This window comes from Rhodophyticola porphyridii, from assembly GCF_003688285.1.
Classification (GTDB): Bacteria; Pseudomonadota; Alphaproteobacteria; order Rhodobacterales; family Rhodobacteraceae; genus Rhodophyticola; species Rhodophyticola porphyridii.
In genome coordinates this window covers 1-17,763 of the sequence record NZ_RCNT01000011.1, presented here as the reverse complement: position 1 = coordinate 17,763, position 17,763 = coordinate 1, and the positions used below count along the sequence as shown (strand labels likewise).

General features: G+C 63.4%; 20 protein-coding genes. 11 read left to right on the top strand and 9 right to left on the bottom strand.

The window, feature by feature from the left end; genetic code table 11:
• Nucleotides 1-2 precede the first annotated feature (2 nt).
• The 5 genes from D9R08_RS17695 to D9R08_RS17675 all read left to right on the top strand — a co-directional run bounded on the left by D9R08_RS17695 (nucleotide 3) and on the right by D9R08_RS17675 (nucleotide 3,061).
• Complete coding sequence (locus D9R08_RS17695; protein WP_121899462.1) at nucleotides 3-482, top strand: HPr kinase/phosphorylase; 480 nt, start codon at nucleotides 3-5, stop codon at nucleotides 480-482.
• 76 nt (nucleotides 483-558) lie between these two features.
• The gene (rapZ, locus tag D9R08_RS17690; RefSeq protein ID WP_121899461.1) at nucleotides 559-1,440 is read left to right on the top strand and encodes an RNase adapter RapZ; all 882 of its coding nucleotides are present in this window, start codon (nucleotides 559-561) and stop codon (nucleotides 1,438-1,440) included.
• Between the two features lie 17 nt (nucleotides 1,441-1,457).
• On the top strand, nucleotides 1,458-1,850 hold the full coding sequence (locus D9R08_RS17685) for a PTS sugar transporter subunit IIA (protein WP_121899460.1): 393 nt from the start codon (nucleotides 1,458-1,460) through the stop codon (nucleotides 1,848-1,850).
• Nucleotides 1,847-2,125 (top strand): HPr family phosphocarrier protein, encoded by a 279-nt coding sequence (locus D9R08_RS17680; protein ID WP_121899459.1) that lies wholly within the window; start codon nucleotides 1,847-1,849, stop codon nucleotides 2,123-2,125. The genes D9R08_RS17685 and D9R08_RS17680 overlap by 4 nt, the downstream gene beginning before the upstream one ends.
• A gap of 45 nt (nucleotides 2,126-2,170) precedes the next feature.
• Complete coding sequence (locus D9R08_RS17675; protein WP_233557567.1) at nucleotides 2,171-3,061, top strand: lysophospholipid acyltransferase family protein; 891 nt, start codon at nucleotides 2,171-2,173, stop codon at nucleotides 3,059-3,061.
• A 57-nt stretch (nucleotides 3,062-3,118) separates the two neighbouring features.
• Here the strand turns inward: D9R08_RS17675 and D9R08_RS17670 are convergent, their stop codons facing one another.
• Nucleotides 3,119-3,994: a 3-hydroxybutyryl-CoA dehydrogenase gene (locus tag D9R08_RS17670; protein ID WP_121899507.1), complete on the bottom strand. Its 876-nt coding sequence runs from the start codon at nucleotides 3,992-3,994 to the stop codon at nucleotides 3,119-3,121.
• Here D9R08_RS17670 and D9R08_RS17665 point away from each other — a divergent pair.
• Nucleotides 3,935-4,999 carry a DUF6473 family protein gene (locus tag D9R08_RS17665; protein ID WP_325048905.1) on the top strand — a complete coding sequence of 355 codons (1,065 nt, stop codon included), beginning with the start codon at nucleotides 3,935-3,937 and terminating at the stop codon, nucleotides 4,997-4,999. The genes D9R08_RS17670 and D9R08_RS17665 overlap by 60 nt on opposite strands.
• A 58-nt stretch (nucleotides 5,000-5,057) precedes the next feature.
• On the opposite strand, the gene D9R08_RS17660 is transcribed toward D9R08_RS17665, so the two are convergent.
• The 7 genes from D9R08_RS17660 to D9R08_RS17630 all read right to left on the bottom strand — a co-directional run bounded on the left by D9R08_RS17660 (nucleotide 5,058) and on the right by D9R08_RS17630 (nucleotide 10,459).
• Nucleotides 5,058-5,987 (bottom strand): electron transfer flavoprotein subunit alpha/FixB family protein, encoded by a 930-nt coding sequence (locus D9R08_RS17660; protein WP_121899457.1) that lies wholly within the window; start codon nucleotides 5,985-5,987, stop codon nucleotides 5,058-5,060.
• Nucleotides 5,987-6,748, bottom strand: a complete 762-nt coding sequence (locus tag D9R08_RS17655; protein ID WP_121899456.1) for an electron transfer flavoprotein subunit beta/FixA family protein — start codon at nucleotides 6,746-6,748, stop codon at nucleotides 5,987-5,989. The genes D9R08_RS17660 and D9R08_RS17655 overlap by 1 nt, the downstream gene beginning before the upstream one ends.
• A 151-nt stretch (nucleotides 6,749-6,899) precedes the next feature.
• A complete protein-coding gene (trhA, locus tag D9R08_RS17650) occupies nucleotides 6,900-7,559 on the bottom strand; it encodes a PAQR family membrane homeostasis protein TrhA (RefSeq protein WP_121899455.1) in 660 nt (219 codons plus the stop codon).
• Between the two features lie 525 nt (nucleotides 7,560-8,084).
• Complete coding sequence (locus D9R08_RS17645; RefSeq protein ID WP_121899454.1) at nucleotides 8,085-8,657, bottom strand: cob(I)yrinic acid a,c-diamide adenosyltransferase; 573 nt, start codon at nucleotides 8,655-8,657, stop codon at nucleotides 8,085-8,087.
• Nucleotides 8,658-8,662: 5 nt separating this feature from the next.
• Nucleotides 8,663-8,872 carry a twin transmembrane helix small protein gene (locus tag D9R08_RS17640; protein ID WP_121899453.1) on the bottom strand — a complete coding sequence of 70 codons (210 nt, stop codon included), beginning with the start codon at nucleotides 8,870-8,872 and terminating at the stop codon, nucleotides 8,663-8,665.
• Between the two features lie 52 nt (nucleotides 8,873-8,924).
• Nucleotides 8,925-9,755, bottom strand: coding sequence for an SDR family NAD(P)-dependent oxidoreductase (locus D9R08_RS17635; RefSeq protein ID WP_121899451.1), 831 nt, complete (start codon nucleotides 9,753-9,755; stop codon nucleotides 8,925-8,927).
• Nucleotides 9,756-9,814: 59 nt separating this feature from the next.
• Nucleotides 9,815-10,459 carry an SH3 domain-containing protein gene (locus D9R08_RS17630; RefSeq protein ID WP_121899449.1) on the bottom strand — a complete coding sequence of 215 codons (645 nt, stop codon included), beginning with the start codon at nucleotides 10,457-10,459 and terminating at the stop codon, nucleotides 9,815-9,817.
• Between the two features lie 144 nt (nucleotides 10,460-10,603).
• Between D9R08_RS17630 and D9R08_RS17625 the strand changes: the two genes are divergently transcribed.
• From D9R08_RS17625 to D9R08_RS17615, 3 genes are read left to right on the top strand one after another with little or no spacing between them, the layout of a single operon-like run.
• Nucleotides 10,604-12,907 (top strand): DNA topoisomerase IV subunit A, encoded by a 2,304-nt coding sequence (locus D9R08_RS17625; protein ID WP_121899447.1) that lies wholly within the window; start codon nucleotides 10,604-10,606, stop codon nucleotides 12,905-12,907.
• Between the two features lie 9 nt (nucleotides 12,908-12,916).
• Nucleotides 12,917-14,155, top strand: a complete 1,239-nt coding sequence (locus tag D9R08_RS17620; protein WP_121899445.1) for a DUF898 family protein — start codon at nucleotides 12,917-12,919, stop codon at nucleotides 14,153-14,155.
• Nucleotides 14,155-15,327, top strand: a complete 1,173-nt coding sequence (locus tag D9R08_RS17615; RefSeq protein WP_121899443.1) for a M48 family metallopeptidase — start codon at nucleotides 14,155-14,157, stop codon at nucleotides 15,325-15,327. The genes D9R08_RS17620 and D9R08_RS17615 overlap by 1 nt, the downstream gene beginning before the upstream one ends.
• A 50-nt stretch (nucleotides 15,328-15,377) precedes the next feature.
• Here the strand turns inward: D9R08_RS17615 and D9R08_RS17610 are convergent, their stop codons facing one another.
• Complete coding sequence (locus D9R08_RS17610) at nucleotides 15,378-16,730, bottom strand: cytochrome P450 (protein WP_121899440.1); 1,353 nt, start codon at nucleotides 16,728-16,730, stop codon at nucleotides 15,378-15,380.
• Between the two features lie 120 nt (nucleotides 16,731-16,850).
• Between D9R08_RS17610 and D9R08_RS17605 the strand changes: the two genes are divergently transcribed.
• Both D9R08_RS17605 and D9R08_RS17600 read left to right on the top strand, forming a co-directional pair.
• Nucleotides 16,851-17,549, top strand: coding sequence for a hypothetical protein (locus tag D9R08_RS17605; RefSeq protein ID WP_233557562.1), 699 nt, complete (start codon nucleotides 16,851-16,853; stop codon nucleotides 17,547-17,549).
• A 91-nt stretch (nucleotides 17,550-17,640) separates the two neighbouring features.
• Nucleotides 17,641-17,763: GTP-binding protein (locus tag D9R08_RS17600; protein WP_233557566.1), on the top strand; the 123-nt coding region annotated here is incomplete at its 3' end.

Below are 17,763 nucleotides of genomic sequence, written 5' to 3'. Positions count from 1 at the left end.
CGATGGATCAGGACGCGGCCGTTCTTGTCCGTGCTCTGGAAACCTGCGGCACCGCGTTCGAGGATCACCTGCATTGCCATGGGACTGCCGTTAGCCTGCAAGGGCAGGGCGTGCTGCTGCTCGGCCCGTCGGGGAGCGGCAAATCGGCTCTCGCGCTGATGCTGATGGCCCATGGCGCGGACCTTATCGCGGATGACGGTGTGTGGGTTTCGGTGCGCGACGGGACCCTGATGCTGAGCGCGCCGCCCGAGGCGCCCGCGATGATCGAGGCGCGGCATGTGGGCCTTCTCTCCGCGGGCCTCGCCCGGGCTCCGGTCCCCTTGCGGCTGGCCGTGGACCTTGGCCGCGACGACAATCGGCGCCTGCCGCCGCGACGGAAGGTCGCTTGGGCCGGTGCCAGCGCGGAGTTGATCCATGGCGCCGGTCAGCCCACGCTCTGGGCGGTGCTGATCCAGTATCTGCGCGGCGGACGCGTGGCTTGAGCCCCCGGCACCCTTGGTGGAGAACCCGATGCCTGAGCCAGACAGATCCCGACAGGAAGACGGTGCCCTGACCGCCATGGCGGAGGAAGCCGCGCGGGTCGTCTTTGTCTCCGGTCCGTCCGGAGCAGGCCGGTCCACGGCCATCCGCGCGCTGGAGGATCTGGGCTTCGAGGCGATCGACAATCTCCCGCTCAGCCTCCTGCCGCGGCTGCTGGAGGGCCCGCCGATCACCCGCCCGCTGGCGCTTGGCACGGATCCCAGAAATCGCGATTTCAGCGCACAGGCCCTGATCGCCGCGGTCGACAGGCTTGCCGCCGATCCCGAAATCCTCGCCGACCTGGTCTTTCTCGATTGTGCCGCCGAGGTTTTGGAGCGCCGCTACTCCGAAACCCGGCGTCGCCACCCGCTGGCGCCGGAAGACCAGCCGATGCTCGGCATCCGGCTGGAGCAGGATCTGTTGGCCCCGGTGCGGGCCCGCGCCGGTATTCTGATCGACACATCCGAGATGACGCCCCATGACCTGCGCGCCGAGATCAACCGCTGGTTTGCCTCGGGCGGGCAGCAGAAGCTGGCGCTATCGGTTCAGTCATTCTCCTACAAGCGCGGGCTGCCCACCGGTGCCGATCTGGTTTTCGACTGCCGGTTCCTGCGCAACCCCTACTGGCGGGACGATCTGCGCGCACTGGATGGCCGCGACCCTGCGGTGGCGGCTTACATCGCCGACGATCCCCGGTTTCCGGCCTTCGCCGATCAGGTGACGCAGTTGATCGAAACGCTACTGCCCGCCTATCGTGACGAGGGCAAAAGTCATCTGAATGTGGCCTTCGGTTGTACCGGGGGGCAACACCGGTCGGTCGCAATGGCCGAAAACCTGGCCGCCCATCTTGCGCGTGCCGGATGGCAGGTGTCTAAAAGACATCGGGAACTGGAGAGGCGTGGCGTAATCCAGACGCCGTAAGCCGGAAAGCACAAGAGTTGATCGGTATCGTTATCGTTGCACATGGAGGCCTGGCGCGGGAGCTTTTGAACGCGACCGAGCATGTTGTCGGCCAGCAGGCAGCGGTAATCGCGATCCCGGTCGGTGCCGATGACGACCGGGCCGCGCGGATGTTCGAGATCTGCGAAGCCGCGGATCAGGTCGATACCGGGGATGGCGTGGTCGTGGTGACCGATATGTATGGCGGATCGCCCTCCAACCTGTCGCTGAAGGCCTGCCGGCCACAGAACCGCAAGATCCTGACTGGTGTGAACCTGCCGATGTTGATCAAGCTGGCGAAGTCCCGGCATCTGCCCGTCGAGATCGCAGTCGACCGCGCGGCCGAGGCCGGACGGCGCTACATCGACAGCTTCGATGGTGCCCCTGAATGAGCGACCCGGTCATCCGCGATCTGAAGATCGTGAACATCAAGGGGCTGCACGCCCGCGCCTCGGCCAGATTCGTCGAAGTCGTCGAGGAATTTGACGCCAAGGCGACCGTTAGGCGGGATGGGCTAAGTGCTGCCGGGGACTCGATTATGGGCCTTTTGATGTTGGCAGCCTCTCAAGGAACCTCTATTGAGGTTGAAACATGTGGCACGGATGCCGAGGCCTTGGCCGATGCATTGGAAGCCCTGGTGGCCGACAAGTTTGGCGAAGGCAACTGACCCCGTGCCGAGGGAAGCCCGAGGGGACAGGGTGCGTTGACCGATATCACCACGCCCAGTGTGAAACCCAGAAATCGGCAGGTTGGCCGGCGCTCTTCCATTGTGTACGACCACCGCACGCTGACCTATGCCAATTCCTTTGACAGCGCTCTGACGCGGCATTCCATCAAGGCCATCGAATGGATGACCGGAAAGCTGACGATCATGCGCCGCGTGCGCGAGTTCGAGCGTCTCGGTGCCCCGTCCGGTCAGGCCTTCTGGCCCGCGACGATGAAGGCCATGGGGATAGAATTGCAGACCCCGCAGGCGCAGCTTGACCGCATCCCTTCGGCGGGTCCGGTCGTGTTTGTCGCCAACCATCCTCACGGGCTTGTCGATGGCATGATTCTGGCCGACCTGATCGGGCGGCGGCGTGACGATTATCGGATTCTCAGCCGCTCCATTCTCACAGGGATCGACGACAGCGCGGCCAGCTACATGATCCCGGTCCCGTTCCCGCATCAGCCGGATGCGCAGAAGATGATGATCGAGATGCGTGCGCAGGCCATGGACCATCTGGAGCACAAAGGGTTGATCGCGCTGTTCCCCTCCGGCGTGGTGGCGGCCTCGAAAACCATGATGGGCCCCGCGATCGAGGCGGAATGGAACGTGTTCACCGCCAAGATGATCCGCAAATCCGGAGCCACGATCGTGCCCTGTTTCTTCCAGGGGTCCAATTCACGCTGGTATCAGATCGCCAACCGGATTTCCCCGGTATTGCGGCAGGGCATGCTGATCCATGAAGTCGTGCACGCATTCGACAAGCCGCAGGCCCCGATCATCGGCAACCCGATACCGCCTGCGGATTGGGAAACGCGGATCGGAAACCCGCGCCAGTTCATGGCGTGGCTGCGCGCCAGGACGCTGTCGCTGAAAGAGAACCCCGATCAGGCGTAATCTGCGCCGGGCACCGCAGGTTTCGCGCCAACGCTGCGAACCGGCTTCCGCCCGCATTCACCGTGTCGGGACGGGCGTGTCGCCACGGTAGTCGTAGAACCCGCGCTCGGTCTTGCGGCCAAGCCAACCGGCCTCGACATATTTGGTGAGCAGCGGGCAGGGCCGGTATTTCGTGTCCGCCAGCCCGTCGTGAAGGACGTTCATGATTGCCAGACAGGTATCCAGACCGATGAAATCCGCAAGCTCCAGCGGCCCCATCGGATGGTTGGCTCCCAGTTTCAGCGATTCGTCGATTGAGCGGACATTACCGACGCCTTCATAGAGCGTGTAGACCGCTTCGTTGATCATCGGCATCAGGATCCGGTTGACGATGAAGGCGGGGAAATCCTCCGCCGTGGCGGCGGTCTTGCCCAGCTTATCGACCACCGCCTTGCAGGCGGCGAACGTCGCCTCGTCGGTGGCGATGCCGCGGATCAGTTCGACCAGTTGCATGACCGGCACCGGGTTCATGAAGTGAAAGCCCATGAACTTCTCGGGTCTGTCGGTGCGGCTGGCCAGCCGAGTGATCGAGATCGAGGATGTGTTTGACGTGAGGATCGTTTCGGGTTTCAGGTGCGGCAAAAGATCTTCGAAGATCGCCTGCTTGACGGTCTCTCGTTCCGTGGCGGCTTCGATAATCAGATCTGACGGCCCCAGTTCGGTCAGAACCAGCGTCGTGGAAATCCGCGCCATGGCGGACTGTTTTTCTTCATCGCTGATTTTTCCGCGACTGACCTGGCGTTCCAGATTGCGGTCTATCAGGGCCAAGGCCTTGTCGAGCATATCCTGGGAAATATCATTCAGAACAACGTCATAGCCCGCAAGCGCACAGACATGGGCGATGCCGTTGCCCATTTGTCCCGCGCCGACGATACCGATCTTCTGAATGTCCATGCCTGGCATCCTTTCCGCGTCCGATTTCCGCCGCACCATAGGCCTCGTTCGCGCCTGCGCACAAGGGCCCTGAACCGTGATGGATTCTGCGAAAAAGCTCCTCAATTTTGCCGTTTAGCCCTTTGGAAACGGCTCCGCGCGAGATTGGGCTCGGGTGAGTCGAAACAAGGTGGGAGCCAAGCGATGAGCTTTGCACAACCGGGGCATGGGCCCCTTGAATATCAGCCGGTACAGTATCCCGGCTCGCAAATGATGTTTCGCGGTCCGGCGCAGGATCTGAGCGGACCATACATACTCTGTCTCGGTGCGTCGGAGACCTATGGAAAGTTCGTCAGTGCGCCCTTTCCCGAGCAACTGGGCGATCGGCTGGATCGCCCTGTGGTGAATATGGGGGCGATGAATGGCGGGCTTGATCTGATCCTGAATGACAAGGCGATCGCCGGGGCTATCGAAGGGGCCGACGCGGTGGTGCTGCAAATCACCGGGGCCCAGAACATGACCAACCGGTTCTATCAGGTGCATCCGCGCCGCAATGACAGGTTCCTGAAAGCCTCCAGCCTGCTGCAGACTATTTATCGGGACGTCGATTTTACCGAGTTTCATTTCACGCGGCACATGCTGTCGACCTTGCAGGTGCTGTCAAGGGACCGGTTCCGGATCGTGGTGGACGAACTGCAACAGGCCTGGCTTGCCCGAATGCGCCAGCTGATGGGGCGGATCAAGGTGCCCGTGCATCTGCTCTGGATCGCCGATCATACCCCTGAGCAGGAGCCGAGGGAGAATGCATTGGGCAGCGACCCGCTGTTCATCACCGCGGACATGCTGGAGGAGGTGGCTGCGGAGGCCGCGTCGCTCAGTCTGGCGGTCACAGCGGAGGCGGAGCGGCAGACGCCGACCCGCGGCATGTTCTTCGCGCTCCGGGAGGAGGCGGCGGCCAGGGTGCTGCCGGGCCCGATGGTTCACGCCCGCGCGGCGGAGGAACTGGCGCAACGTCTTGCCGGATGACAAAAAGCCCGCCGGTCGGACCGACGGGCTTTTTCAGCGTGAAACGATGGCCCCGGGGTCAGCCGAGTTTTTCGGTCAGCTCGGGCACGGCGTCGAAAAGATCCGCAACAAGGCCGTAATCGGCGACCTGGAAAATCGGCGCTTCCTCGTCCTTGTTGATCGCAACGATGACCTTGCTGTCTTTCATGCCGGCAAGGTGCTGAATCGCGCCTGAAATGCCAACGGCGATGTAAAGATCCGGGGCCACGACCTTGCCGGTCTGTCCCACCTGCCAGTCATTCGGAGCGTAGCCGCTGTCGACCGCCGCGCGGGAGGCCCCGACCGCGGCGCCCAGCTTGTCGGCCAGACCTTCGATGATCGCGAACTGCTCTTCAGAGCCCACGCCGCGCCCGCCGGAGACGACGATGCCGGCGGAGGTCAGTTCGGGCCGATCGGAGGCCGCGACCTTGTCTTCCACCCAGGAGGAGAGGCCGGGATCGCCCGCGGCGCCGATCATCTCCACCGGAGCGGCGCCGCCGGTGGGCGCCGCATCGAAGGTAGAGGTCCGGAAGGTGATGACCTTCGTGGCGTCGGAGGATTTCACTGTCTGGACCGCGTTGCCCGCATAGACCGGGCGCTCGAACGTATCGGCATCGACCACGGCGGTCGCGTCGGAGATCACCATCACGTCGAGCAGCGCCGCAACGCGCGGCATGATGTTTTTCGCATCCGTCGTCGCGGGTGCGGTGATGTGGGTGTAGTCGCCCGCAAGGCTGACGATCAGATCGGCGACCGGCTCGGCCAGGCGGTGGCCGTAAAGCGGGTCTTCGGCGCAGAGCACCTTGGCCACACCGTCGATGGTGCTGGCCTCTTCCGAGGCGGCTTTGGCCGATGCGCCGACGCACAGCAGGGTCACATCGCCAAGCGCTTTCGCGGCAGTCACGGCCTTGGCGGTGGCATCCATCGCCAGCGCGCCGTCGGTCACTTCGGCAAGAACCAGAACAGCCATCAGATCACCCCCGCTTCGTCTTTGAGTTTCGCAATCAGTTCGTCAACCGAACCGACCATCACCCCGGCCTTGCGGCTTTCGGGCTCGGCGGTTTTCAGGATCTCCAGCCGGGGTGTGACATCGACGCCGTAATCGGCGGCCGTCTTTTCATCCAGCGGTTTCTTCTTGGCTTTCATGATGTTCGGCAGGCTGGCATAGCGCGGCTCGTTCAGGCGCAGGTCGACCGTGACGATGGCGGGCATCTTCACGTCGATGGTCTGCAAACCGCCATCGACCTCACGGGTGACTTTCGCGCTGTCGCCGTCGATCTCGATGCCCGACGCGAATGTGGCCTGAGACCAGCCCAGAATGGCGGCAAGCATCTGGCCGGTGGCGTTCATGTCGTTGTCGATGGCCTGTTTGCCGGCCAGAACCAGCCCGGGCTGTTCCTCGTCGATCACGGCTTTCAGGATTTTCGCGACCGCCAGCGGCTCGATATCCTGGTGAACATCGTCGGCGGCGATAACCAGAATGGCCCGGTCGGCGCCCATGGCCAGCGCGGTGCGCAGGGTTTCCTGCGCCTGTTTGACACCGATCGATACAGCGACGACCTCTTCCGCCTTGCCGGCTTCGCGCAGGCGGATGGCCTCTTCCACGGCGATCTCGTCAAATGGGTTCATCGACATTTTGACATTGGCGAGATCGACCCCGGACCCGTCCGCCTTCACACGGACCTTCACGTTGTAGTCAATCACGCGCTTCACAGGCACCAACACCTTCATCTGCACGTCACTCCTGTTCTTGCACCGGGCGGAATGGCCCAGACACATCCTTCATTCCCGAGGTTTGTTATCGTTCTTGGGCAGGTGAAAACAGTCCAAAATCGACGCAGGAGAGATTTGCGACGCCGCGTTACGTTGCTCTGATGTTACGTCAACTGCCGGCGGCGTGGGCCAGCTCGACCAGAACGGCGGCGTAAATCACGCCCGACGCCACCAGAACGAAGACGTGCCAGATTGTGTTGTGAAAGGGCAGGTTTTCCCACACGTGGAAGACGACACCGGCGGTATAGGTCAACCCGCCGATCAGCAGGAGGATCAGCCCGGCCTGACTGAGACCCGCGAGGATCGGCCCGCCAAAGGCGACCCCGGCCCAGCCCAGGCCCAGGTAAAGCGCCAGGGCGAGGTAGCGGTGGCGCCGGGCGCTGAACAGGATGATAGAGGCACCGGCCAGCGCCACGCCCCATATGCCCGCCAGAAACCACCCGGCATGGGCCCCGGTCAACACAAGCACCGGGGTGTAGGTTCCTGCGATCTTGAGATAGATCGCGGACTGGTCGATGCGGCGCAGCCGATCCTGCCAGCTTGGCGTCAGGATCATGTTGTAAAGCGCCGAGCAAAGCAGCATCGCGATCAGGCAGACGCTGTAGATAGCCGTGGCCGTGATGATCGTGGCGTCACCAATCCAGACGGCGGCCAGTGTGATCATCACCGGACCGCCGATCATCGCCGCCGACAGTCCCGACACATGCACCACCGCGTCCGACACATATTCGGCGCGGCTGTAGGCATCTGGCTGACGGCGTGGCAACATGGTGCGCCCTGATTTGTATATACCTTTAGAGTATATCAGAATTCCCACTCGTCAATTGGCGATCCCGTAACGTTACCGCCGGAGCGGCAGGGTCGTGCCGTTCCGCCGAAACAGGAGAGAAGCGGTCAGAGGAAGGCGGTTATTGGGATAACCCGGGTAGTCTTCGGCGCGAAACGGGCTGCGGCGCAGGCCCCCTGATATTAGAGGCCTTCCGGCATCGATCTGGTGCCGGATGACAAGTGCCGCCGTGGCCGCGGCAGGATGGAGGACCCAAGGTCCTTGCGCCGTCAGACGGGATCACGGATTGTTTCGCAGGGAAAGAAAACCGGTCATGCCGGACGCCACAGTGTGCGATCTGGATGAGCGGACCCGCAGGTGAGCGAAACGGCGACCAACTGGCACCCCGATCGAGCTTCGGGAACCGGCATGACCGTGGCCGCCACCCGCCCCCGGGAAGACGGCATGCGCCGGTCCGCGCCTGGCCCGTCCGTGTGGTGCTGGCCCCGAGATGGCCGCCGCCCGTGTTCAGCGGTTAGCCCCCGGCACCCACAAGACATCGTCCTTGCCGTCGTTATTGGCTATACGTCCGGCGACGAAGAACCAGTCGGACAGGCGGTTGAGATATTTCACGCCCTCCGGATTGACCGACTCCATCGTTGCCAGTTCAACGCTGATGCGTTCTGCGCGGCGAGCCACGGTCCGGCAGACATGCAGATGCGCGGCCAGCGCAGACCCTCCCGGCAGGATGAAGCTGCGAAGCGGAGTCAGTTTCGCGTTCATCCCGTCGATTTCGGACTCGAGCCGCAACACCTGACTTTCGGCGATGCGAAGCGGCGGATACTCCCGGTCCGCGTCCTTTTCCATGCCGGGCGTGCACAGGTCGGCGCCCAGATCGAACAGATCGTTCTGAATGGCGGCTAGCCTGTCGTCCAGCTCGCCTTCGGCGGCCAGACGGGCCATGCCAAGCGTGGCGTTCAGCTCGTCCACCGTCCCGTAGGCTGCTACCCGCATGGAGTGCTTGGCCACGCGGGTGCCGTCGCCAAGGGCGGTTTCTCCGGCATCGCCGGTTTTTGTGTATATCTTGTTCAGAACGACCATCTGGTTCAGCCCCCTGCCTGACGACGGAAAAGCACGAAAACGAGGATGAGCAGCACCGCGACGAACTGCGCCAGCAACCGCCAGCGCATGAATTTATTGGCGTTCTTGCGGTTGTACTCGCCGCCTATGCGGAATGAGTTGATGCCCATCAGCAGCACCACCAGCACCCCGAAACAGGCCAGCGTCACGAGAATGAAAAGCGGGTCGGAAAGCATGGCACGTCCTTTTCGTTGATTGCGGGCGATGTAGCCGGTTTGTGGCCCCTGACTAGGCCTTGGCGACCATCCAGTCAAAAACCCGCTGCGGCAGGATGCGCCGGGCGATCTCGACTATCCAGGTCGCGGTGGTGATGAAGTAGCGCGCGCGGGGCCGTGGCGCTTCCAGTGCGTGGATCAGTTTCGCGGTCACGGCGGGCGGCTCCAACTGGAAAGTCGCCTTGCCGGTCGTCTCGTAAAGATGGCGCAGAAGCTGATCGCGATACAGATCCGCGATGGCGGAGGTCTCCCAGTCGATCCATTTCTCGAAGCCCGGGATCGAGTTCACCCGAAACTTCGAACTGACGGGCCCGGTATTCAGGGTCGACACATGGATCCCCGTGCCCCGCAATTCCAGCCGCAGCGTGTCGGTCAGCCCCTCGACGGCGTGTTTGGTGGCGGTATAGGCGCCCCGCCAGCGAAGCGGCACCCGCCCGAGCGCGGAGGAATGCTGAACGATGCGGCCATATCCCCCCTGCGCCCGCATCACGGCGACGGCGCGGCGGGTCAGATCGTGAAGCCCGAAGACATTTGTCTCGAATATCTCGCGCAGCGCGGCGGGCGGCACATCCTCCATCGCGCCCGGCAACCCGTAGCCTGCATTGTTGAAGAGTGCGTCCAGCGTTCCGCCCGTGCGGCGCAGAACCTCGGCCATACCCTCGGCGATACTCTCCGGGTCGGCCACATCCAGCGCGAAACTCTCCAGCCCCTCACCTTGCAGCCGCGCCACATCCCGGCTGTTGCGACAGGTCGCGAAAACGCGCCATCCGCGTGCGGCGAGCGTCCGAGCCGCGTCCTCTCCCAGCCCGGATGAACACCCGGTGATCAGGATGGATTTTGCCATGCAGTCCTCTTGCCCTGTGCATGTCGATGCCTAGGGCAGAGGCAGGGCAAGGGCAATGGTCAGGGTTGATCCGGGGACAGGAAGCGCCCGGCCATGTATCCGACGCGACCGGAATCCATGTGGCGGATCTGGACCCAGCCATTGGGCATCTCTTCGATAAGCTCGGCCTCCGTGCCGTATCCCAGCGCCATCAGAACGGGATTCTGCGTTGACGGACCTGCACGCATGTTCACGCGGCTTCCGGTAACATAGACCACCTCTTTCGCGGCGGGCGGTGCCGGGTTTGATTGCACCGGCATCGGGGTGATCGAGGCGATACTGACCATCTCCGGCGCATCGATCAGACCGGGATTGATGACGGCATCCACCTCGATCCGCTCGCCATTCGCGGTCTCTATGATCATCGCCGGCGCTGGCTCGCGCGCAGGTTCGGAAACGATCGGCACGTCCGTCGTGGTGCTGAGCGATGCGGTCATCAGCATCGGCTCAGCAGTCGCCGGTTCGTCTCCGGTCATTGCCGCAGGCACCAGCAGGCTCTGTGCCACGAGGTTCACGGACGCATCGGCCGCCGCGCTGTTCGCTGGCGTGTCGGCGGTCGGGCTGGCGGAGGCGCTGTCGTGCTGGTCGGCGGCGTCGAGAGCTTCCGGAAGAATGATCATTCCGGCGTAAAGTGTGGCGCATAACAATACAGTCAGGCGGATCATGGCAGTAATCCTCAAAAACGTTACTCATCAAATGACATCGGCATCTTATTGCCGGGTCACCGATTCTGATATGGAGGAAAAACGCCGTTTGGACGCTTTTGGTTCCTTTACGGGTGACCGGTCCTTGCGTATCAGGGGGATCAAATGAGCGAGCAGAACACGCCAGAAGACAAAAAAGACCTGACCGAGTCGCTCAGCCGGGCGATCGGCTCCCGATATCTGCAATACGCTCTCAGCACGATCATGCACCGGGCGCTGCCCGACGCGCGCGACGGGCTGAAGCCTGTCCATCGGCGGATTCTGTTCGCGATGCGGGAGTTGCGTCTGGCCTCCACCGGCGGCTTTCGCAAATCCGCGAAGATCAGTGGCGACGTTATGGGCAATTATCACCCGCACGGGGATGCGGCGATCTACGACGCGATGGCGCGTCTTGCACAGGATTTCACCATTCGCTATCCGCTGGTCGACGGGCAGGGGAACTTCGGCAATATCGACGGCGACAACCCCGCCGCCAGCCGGTACACCGAGGCACGCATGACCTCGATCGCCGAGGCCTTGCTGGAAGGGCTGGCGGAGAATGCAGTCGATTTCCGGGACAATTACGACGGAACTCTGCAGGAGCCCGTGGTGCTTCCCGCCGCGCTTCCGAACCTTCTGGCGAACGGTTCCTCCGGCATCGCCGTGGGGATGGCCACGAACATTCCGCCGCACAACCTGGACGAGCTGATCGAGGCCTGCCTGCATCTGATCAAGACCCCCGATGCCCGCGACGACACGCTTTTGAACTATGTCAAAGGGCCCGATTTTCCGACCGGAGGCGTGATCGTCGAGCCGGCCGAGAGCATGGCGGAGACCTACCGCACCGGGCGCGGCGCCTTCCGGCTGCGTGCGAAATGGGAGGTGGAGGATCTGGGCCGGGGTCAGTGGCAGATCGTTGTCACGGAAATTCCCTATCAGGTGCAGAAATCCAAGCTGATCGAGAAGCTGGCCGAACTGATCCAGACCAAGAAGATCCCGATCCTCGCCGATGTGCGGGACGAATCCGCCGATGATATCCGCATCGTTCTGGAACCGCGCGCCAAGACCGTGGATCGCGACCTGCTGATGGGCATGCTCTATCGCAACTCCGATCTGGAGACGCGCTTCAGTCTGAACATGAATGTGCTGATCGACGGGCAGACGCCCAAGGTCTGTTCGCTGAAAGAGGTGCTGCGCGCCTTCCTCGATCACCGCCGCAATGTATTGATCCGCCGGTCGGAACACCGCATGGAGAAGATCGACCACCGGCTGGAGGTGCTGGAAGGGTTCATCATCGCGTTTCTGAACCTCGACCGGGTGATCGACATCATCCGCTACGACGAGGATCCGAAGGCCGCGCTCATGCGGGAGGATTGGGGGCGTGACTTCGTGCGGGCAACTTCCGAAGCGGACTACGTGTCGCCGCCGACCGGCGAAGGGGAACTGAGCGAGGTGCAGGCCGAAGCGATCCTGAACATGCGCCTGCGCTCCCTGCGCCGGTTGGAGGAGATCGAACTGCTGCGCGAACAGGAAGCCCTGATGGAGGAACGCGCGGGCCTTGAGGATCTGCTGGAAAACGACACCATTCAGTGGTCCACGATCGCCGATCAGCTTCGCGAGACCCGCAAGCAGTTCGGCAAGACCACGGATTTCGGCGCCCGCCGCACCCAGTTCGCCGAAGCCGGCGAGGTCGAGGACGTGCCGCTGGAAGCAATGATCGAGCGGGAGCCGATCACCGTGGTCTGCTCCAAGATGGGCTGGATCCGCGCGATGAAGGGACATATCGACCTTGGCGCCGAGCTGAAGTTCCGCGACGGTGATGGCCCGCGCTTCGCGTTTCATGCGGAAACCACCGACAAGTTGCTATGTTTTGGAAACAACGGCAGATTTTACACGATTTCTGCCACAAATTTGCCTGGAGGCCGTGGGATGGGGGAGCCCGTCCGCCTGATGGTGGACATGCCCAATGAGGTCGAAATCGTGGATCTGTTCATTCATCAGCCTGACGGCAAACTGTTGGTCGCCTCTTCGGCGGGCGACGGGTTTGTCGTGCCCCAGGCCGATGTGGTGGCGCAGACCCGCGCAGGCAAACAGGTGCTGAATGTCAGGGGCGAAGTGACCGCGAAGGTCTGCAAGCCCCTCGCACCGGGCGACGATCATGTCGCCACCGTGGGAGAGAACCGCAAGGTTCTGGTTTTCGCGCTGGAGGAGCTGCCCGAGATGGGCCGTGGCAAAGGCGTGCGCCTGCAAAAGTACAAGGACGGGGGCCTGTCTGACGCCCGCGCCTTTGCTCTGTCCGAAGGTCTGAGCTGGTCCGATCCGGCCGGCCGCACCCGGACGGAGGCCGATTTGACCGAATGGACGGGCAAGCGCGCCAGCGCGGGCCGGATGGCCCCGCGCGGCTTTCCCCGGGATAATCGGTTTACGTAAAGGGACGCCATGTCGGCACTTAAGACGGAGTTTGCGGGAGACAGGGGCGACCTGTTTCAACTGGCGTTCAGGACCGGACTGCTGACAGTCGTCACATTCGGGCTTTACCGCTTCTGGCAGACCACCCGCTTCCGGCGCTGGTACTGGTCCTCGGTCCGCCCCGGCGGTACGCCGATGGAATATACCGGCACCGGTCAGGAAAAGCTGATCGGATTCCTTTTCGCGATCATCCTTCTGGCGATCTATCTGGCGCTGTTCAATGCCCTGGCCATGCTGGCCGCGATCTTCACGTCGCAGGGCGCGTCCGCCTTTCTGATCTACGGGTTGACGCTTGCGCCATTGTCGCTGATCCCGATCATCTTCGTGGCGCGTTACCGGGCGCGACGCTACATCCTGTCGCGCTCACGCTGGCGCGGTATCCGGTTCGCGATGTCGCCCGGGGCCTGGGGCTATGCATGGCGCGCCTGCCTCTACGGGCTTCTGGTACTTCTGTCCTTCGGGCTGCTGCTGCCGCTCAGGACCTTTCAGCTCGAAAAATACCTGACTGACCGAAGCTGGTTCGGCACCGCGCGTTTTACGCAGTTCGGCCATTTCGGGCAGCTTTACGGCCCGGTCATCCCGTTTCTGCTCTGCCTTTACGGTACCGTCGCTATGATGGTCTACGGCGTTCTCAACTCCAACTGGAGGCAGATCGGAACGGATCCGAACGGGATGCCGCTTTTTGATGTCTCGGGCACCACCTGGCCGTTTCTGGCGATCTATCCCGCCGGGCTTCTGATCCTTCTCTTCGCCGCTTATTACCGGGTCGCGTCCTTCCGGATCATGGCGTCGATGAAGACCCTTGGCGACGGGCTGGAATTCGATATCCACCCCCGCACGCGGAGCCTTGTGCGGATCCATATCCTGGGCGGTATCCTGACCGGCGTGGCCAGCGGTCTTGCCGCCGCTCTCATCCTGGCCCTGGCGTTCGGCGTTATGGCCGCAGTCGGGGTCACATCCAGCGATCTGGCCGAAAATCCGCCGGTGACGCTGATCGTGCTGACCTCCGCGATGGCGGTGATGCTGATCCTGGTATTCTACAACGTGTTCCGCCAGCTTTTCCTGACCTTTCCCATGGTCCGCCATGTCGCCGAGACGCTGGAAATTCATGAACCCGAGCTTCTGGAGACGATCCGCCAGCGCGACCGCGAGGACACGCGCGACGCCGGCGGCTTTGCGGACGCGCTCGACGTGGGAGCTGCCTTCTGATGCTGCAGTCCATTGGCAACTCCGATTTCGCCGCGAAAACCGCGATGAGTTATGCCGAGCTTTATGACGGGATCAGCCCGGTACAAAGGCGCGTCAGCCTGCGGGTATCGGGTGAGGGGCCCGAAGCGGTGCTGGAGCTGAGGGATGTCGAAACCCATACCGTGCAGCGCTGGTCTCTTGCCGATATGCGGCAGGTGCCAGATCAGGCGCGGGAAGATGCATTTATCTTCACGCCCGACGACACCGATCCGGCGCGTCTGGTGATCCGCGAGGCCGAGGCGCTGCGCGTTCTGGTACTGGCAATTCCGGAACTCAGGCCGCTGCGTCCCGCGAGCGGCTCTCTGCTGAAGGTTCTGGGCATGATCGGCGCCGCGGCGGCGGCCTTCGGCGCGATCCTGTTCGGTCTGGTTCCCTTCATGGCTGACCGGGGGGCCGAGATGATCCCTCCCCAGACCGAGATCGCTCTGGGTCAGACCTACTTCAACCAGATCTATCCCGCCCGAGGCGCCCATGAATGCAGCAGCCCGGCGGGCGATGCCGCGCTGGCGGCGATGCAGGCCCGGCTGACCCAGGGGGTCGTGCTGCCCTTCCCGCTGCGTACGCGCGTCGTGTCCGATCCGTCCTTGAATGCAACCGCGCTTCCGGGCGGACATGTCACACTTCACCGCGGCCTGATCGAAGCCGCGGAGAGCCCGGAGGAGGTCGCCGCCGTGCTCGCCCACGAGATCGGCCATGTGGCCCATCGTGACGGGATGCGGGCTGTGTTGCAGGGCATGGGATCCTTCGGGATCATCGGGTTGCTCTATGGCGATTTTCTGGGCGGTTCGGCCGCCGCAGTCGTGACCCAGCAACTGATCACCTCGTCCTACAGCCGCGATGCGGAGGCGCGGGCCGATGCCTATGCCCACGAGCTTCTGGCAAATGCCGGTGTTTCGCCCGGTTCGCTCGGCGTCTTTTTCGAACGGCTGCGTGATCAGGGCCTGGATATCGAACTGGGCGTCTTCCAGCATCTGAACACCCATCCCGAGCTTCTGAGCCGGATCGAGGCCTCTGCAGCCGCCGCCAGTGTCGGGTTTGTGGAGGCGGGGCCGATCCTGACCCAAGAGGAATGGGCCGCATTGCAGAACATCTGCGGTGTGGCTGCGCCTTTGGCGGGCGGGGTCAAAGGCTAGGCGGCGAAGGTCCGGAATGCCGCGGCCCGCGCCCCGCGCTGCGGGGGGTCTCAGACAGGCGTCACTTCCAGCCACACGCCGCCCTCGGGCCTTAGCGTGAGGATCATCACCGGCTTCGGCGCACGCCCCCTGATGGCAGCAAAGTGAAACCGGGTGAGCAGCGTCGCCAGGATCACCACCGCTTCCTGCATCGCGAAACTGGCCCCGATGCAGATCCGCGGACCGTCGCTGAACGGCAGAAACTGGTAGCGGTCGATCTTGCTGCGGCCATCGAAACGGGCAGGGTGGAAGGCGTCCGGCCTGTCCCAGAGGTCGCGATGGCGATGCAGCGCGTAGACCGGGATCATCACCGTGTCGCCGGGCCGGATTTCATTATCGCCAAGCCGGTCGGTGGCTCTGGCGGTGCGCGACAGGAACCCTCCGGCGGGGTAGAGTCGTAGCGTCTCCTCGATGATCTGCCGGGTCAGGGGAAGCGCCGCGACATCCCCGGCCCCGGCGGGACGGGCGCCCAGAACCTCCTGCGCCTCACCGCGCGCGGCGTTCTGTATCTCGGGGTCGAAAGCGCATAGATAGAGCGCCCATGACAGGGTCAGCGCGGTGGTTTCATGGCCCGCCACGATGAAGGTCAGCAGGTTTTCGCGCAACTCCTCGGTCGTCATTGCGCGGCCCGTCTCCGGGTCGGCTGCGTCCAGCAACAGATCCAGAAGGTTCGTGTCGGTGCCCGGCCCTTGCTTGCGGCGGCGGGTGATGGCGGCATCTGCATCCGCCTGCATCCGGGCCAGGCTGCGCGCGGCGCCAACCCGCGCCGGCCGCGGCAGCCAGTTCGGCAGCCCCAGCACATCCAGAACACTGACCCGCGCGGCCTGATCGATATAAGCCTCCAGCGCGCCGTGAACCTCAGCCTGACCAAGCCCGCCATCGGCGCCGAAACAGACCTCTGAAATGACATCAAAGGTCGCTGCGACCATCTGGTCGAGCAGGTTGACCGCCCGCCCGGGTCTTGCCAGTTGCGCGATCCGCCTGGCGGAGGCCTCGGCGGCGCGGGTCATGACCGGGGTCAGGGCGGCCACGTTCCGGGCGGAAAACGCAGGCGCCACCGCCCGGCGCTGCCAGCGCCAGTCGGCCCCTTCGGCAATGAACAGGCTGTTGCCGATGGCAGGTTTCAGGATCGATTTGGTCGCCTCGGATTTGGGATAGTTCTCCACCGCTTCCAGCAGCACCCGACGGATCGCCGCGGGCGCCATCAGCATGTGCCAGCGCTGCGGCCCTGTCCGGCCCGAGATCATCGGCTGGTGCAGTGCCGCAAGCGGGATGATCTCCAGAATATTGCGCCGCGCGGCACGGTAACTCTCAAGCACACCCAGAGGCCGTGTGGTCAGGGGAACCGAAACCGGATCGGGCATCGCAACACTCCTTCACCCGTCATCTATGCCGGGCTCGGCCTGCGTCAATCGCTGGTGTCGTTGCGTGCCGGGGCGCGCTGCGGTATGGCTGGGCCGCTGCTGTTTTCCGGGGGAGCCCTCATGCGTCTGATGACCCGTATCGCCGCCATTGGCCTGGCTGGTTTGCTGTCGGCCTGTGCCGCGCCCGATCCGCTGGAGGAAGATCTGCCCGACATGGGCGACTTCCGGCTCGCCTTCAACATCGTCGTTGCCGACAACATGCAGCAGGTTCCCCCGTCCCGGAACGCGACGCCGGAGGAATGGGAAGCGGTGCTGCAGGCCGAGATCGACCGCCGTTTCGGCGCCTATGAAGGGGACCGGCTTTATCATATCGCGATCAACGTGGATGGCTATGCACTGGCGATACCCGGGATTCCGGTGCTGTTGTCGCCGAAATCCGTTCTGGTGATTTCCGCCAATGTCTGGGACGACGCGGCCGAGGCGAAGCTGCATGAAGAGCCGAACCAGATCACCGTTTTCGAAGGCACGAGCGCGCAGTCGATCATCGGATCCGGTCTTACCCGTACGCGGGAGCAGCAGATGCAGATCCTTGCCCGGAATGCGGCCCGCCGGGTCCAGCTCTGGATGCTTGAAAACCCCGACTGGTTCAATATCGATCCCGATGCCGCGGCCGCCGATGCTGCCGAGATCGCCGCGATCGCCGAAGCGGCGGAGACCGATCCGGCGGAGGCGGTCGCCGAAGCCTCTGCCGCCGAGGGTGTGCCTGAAGACTGCGTTCCGACCGACACCACGCCCTGCCCGGTACCAGTCAGCAACTGACGCTTGATTTTCCCCCCGCATCTCGGGTAACGAGCGCGCGGATACGGAACCGGGGTCGAAACGGCCCCCTAGATCATGAGGCGTCAGGGGTATGGCGAAGGAAAAGTTTGAGCGTTCGAAACCGCATGTGAACATCGGGACGATTGGTCATGTTGACCACGGCAAGACGACGCTGACGGCGGCGATCACGAAGCAGTTCGGCGATTTTCAGGAT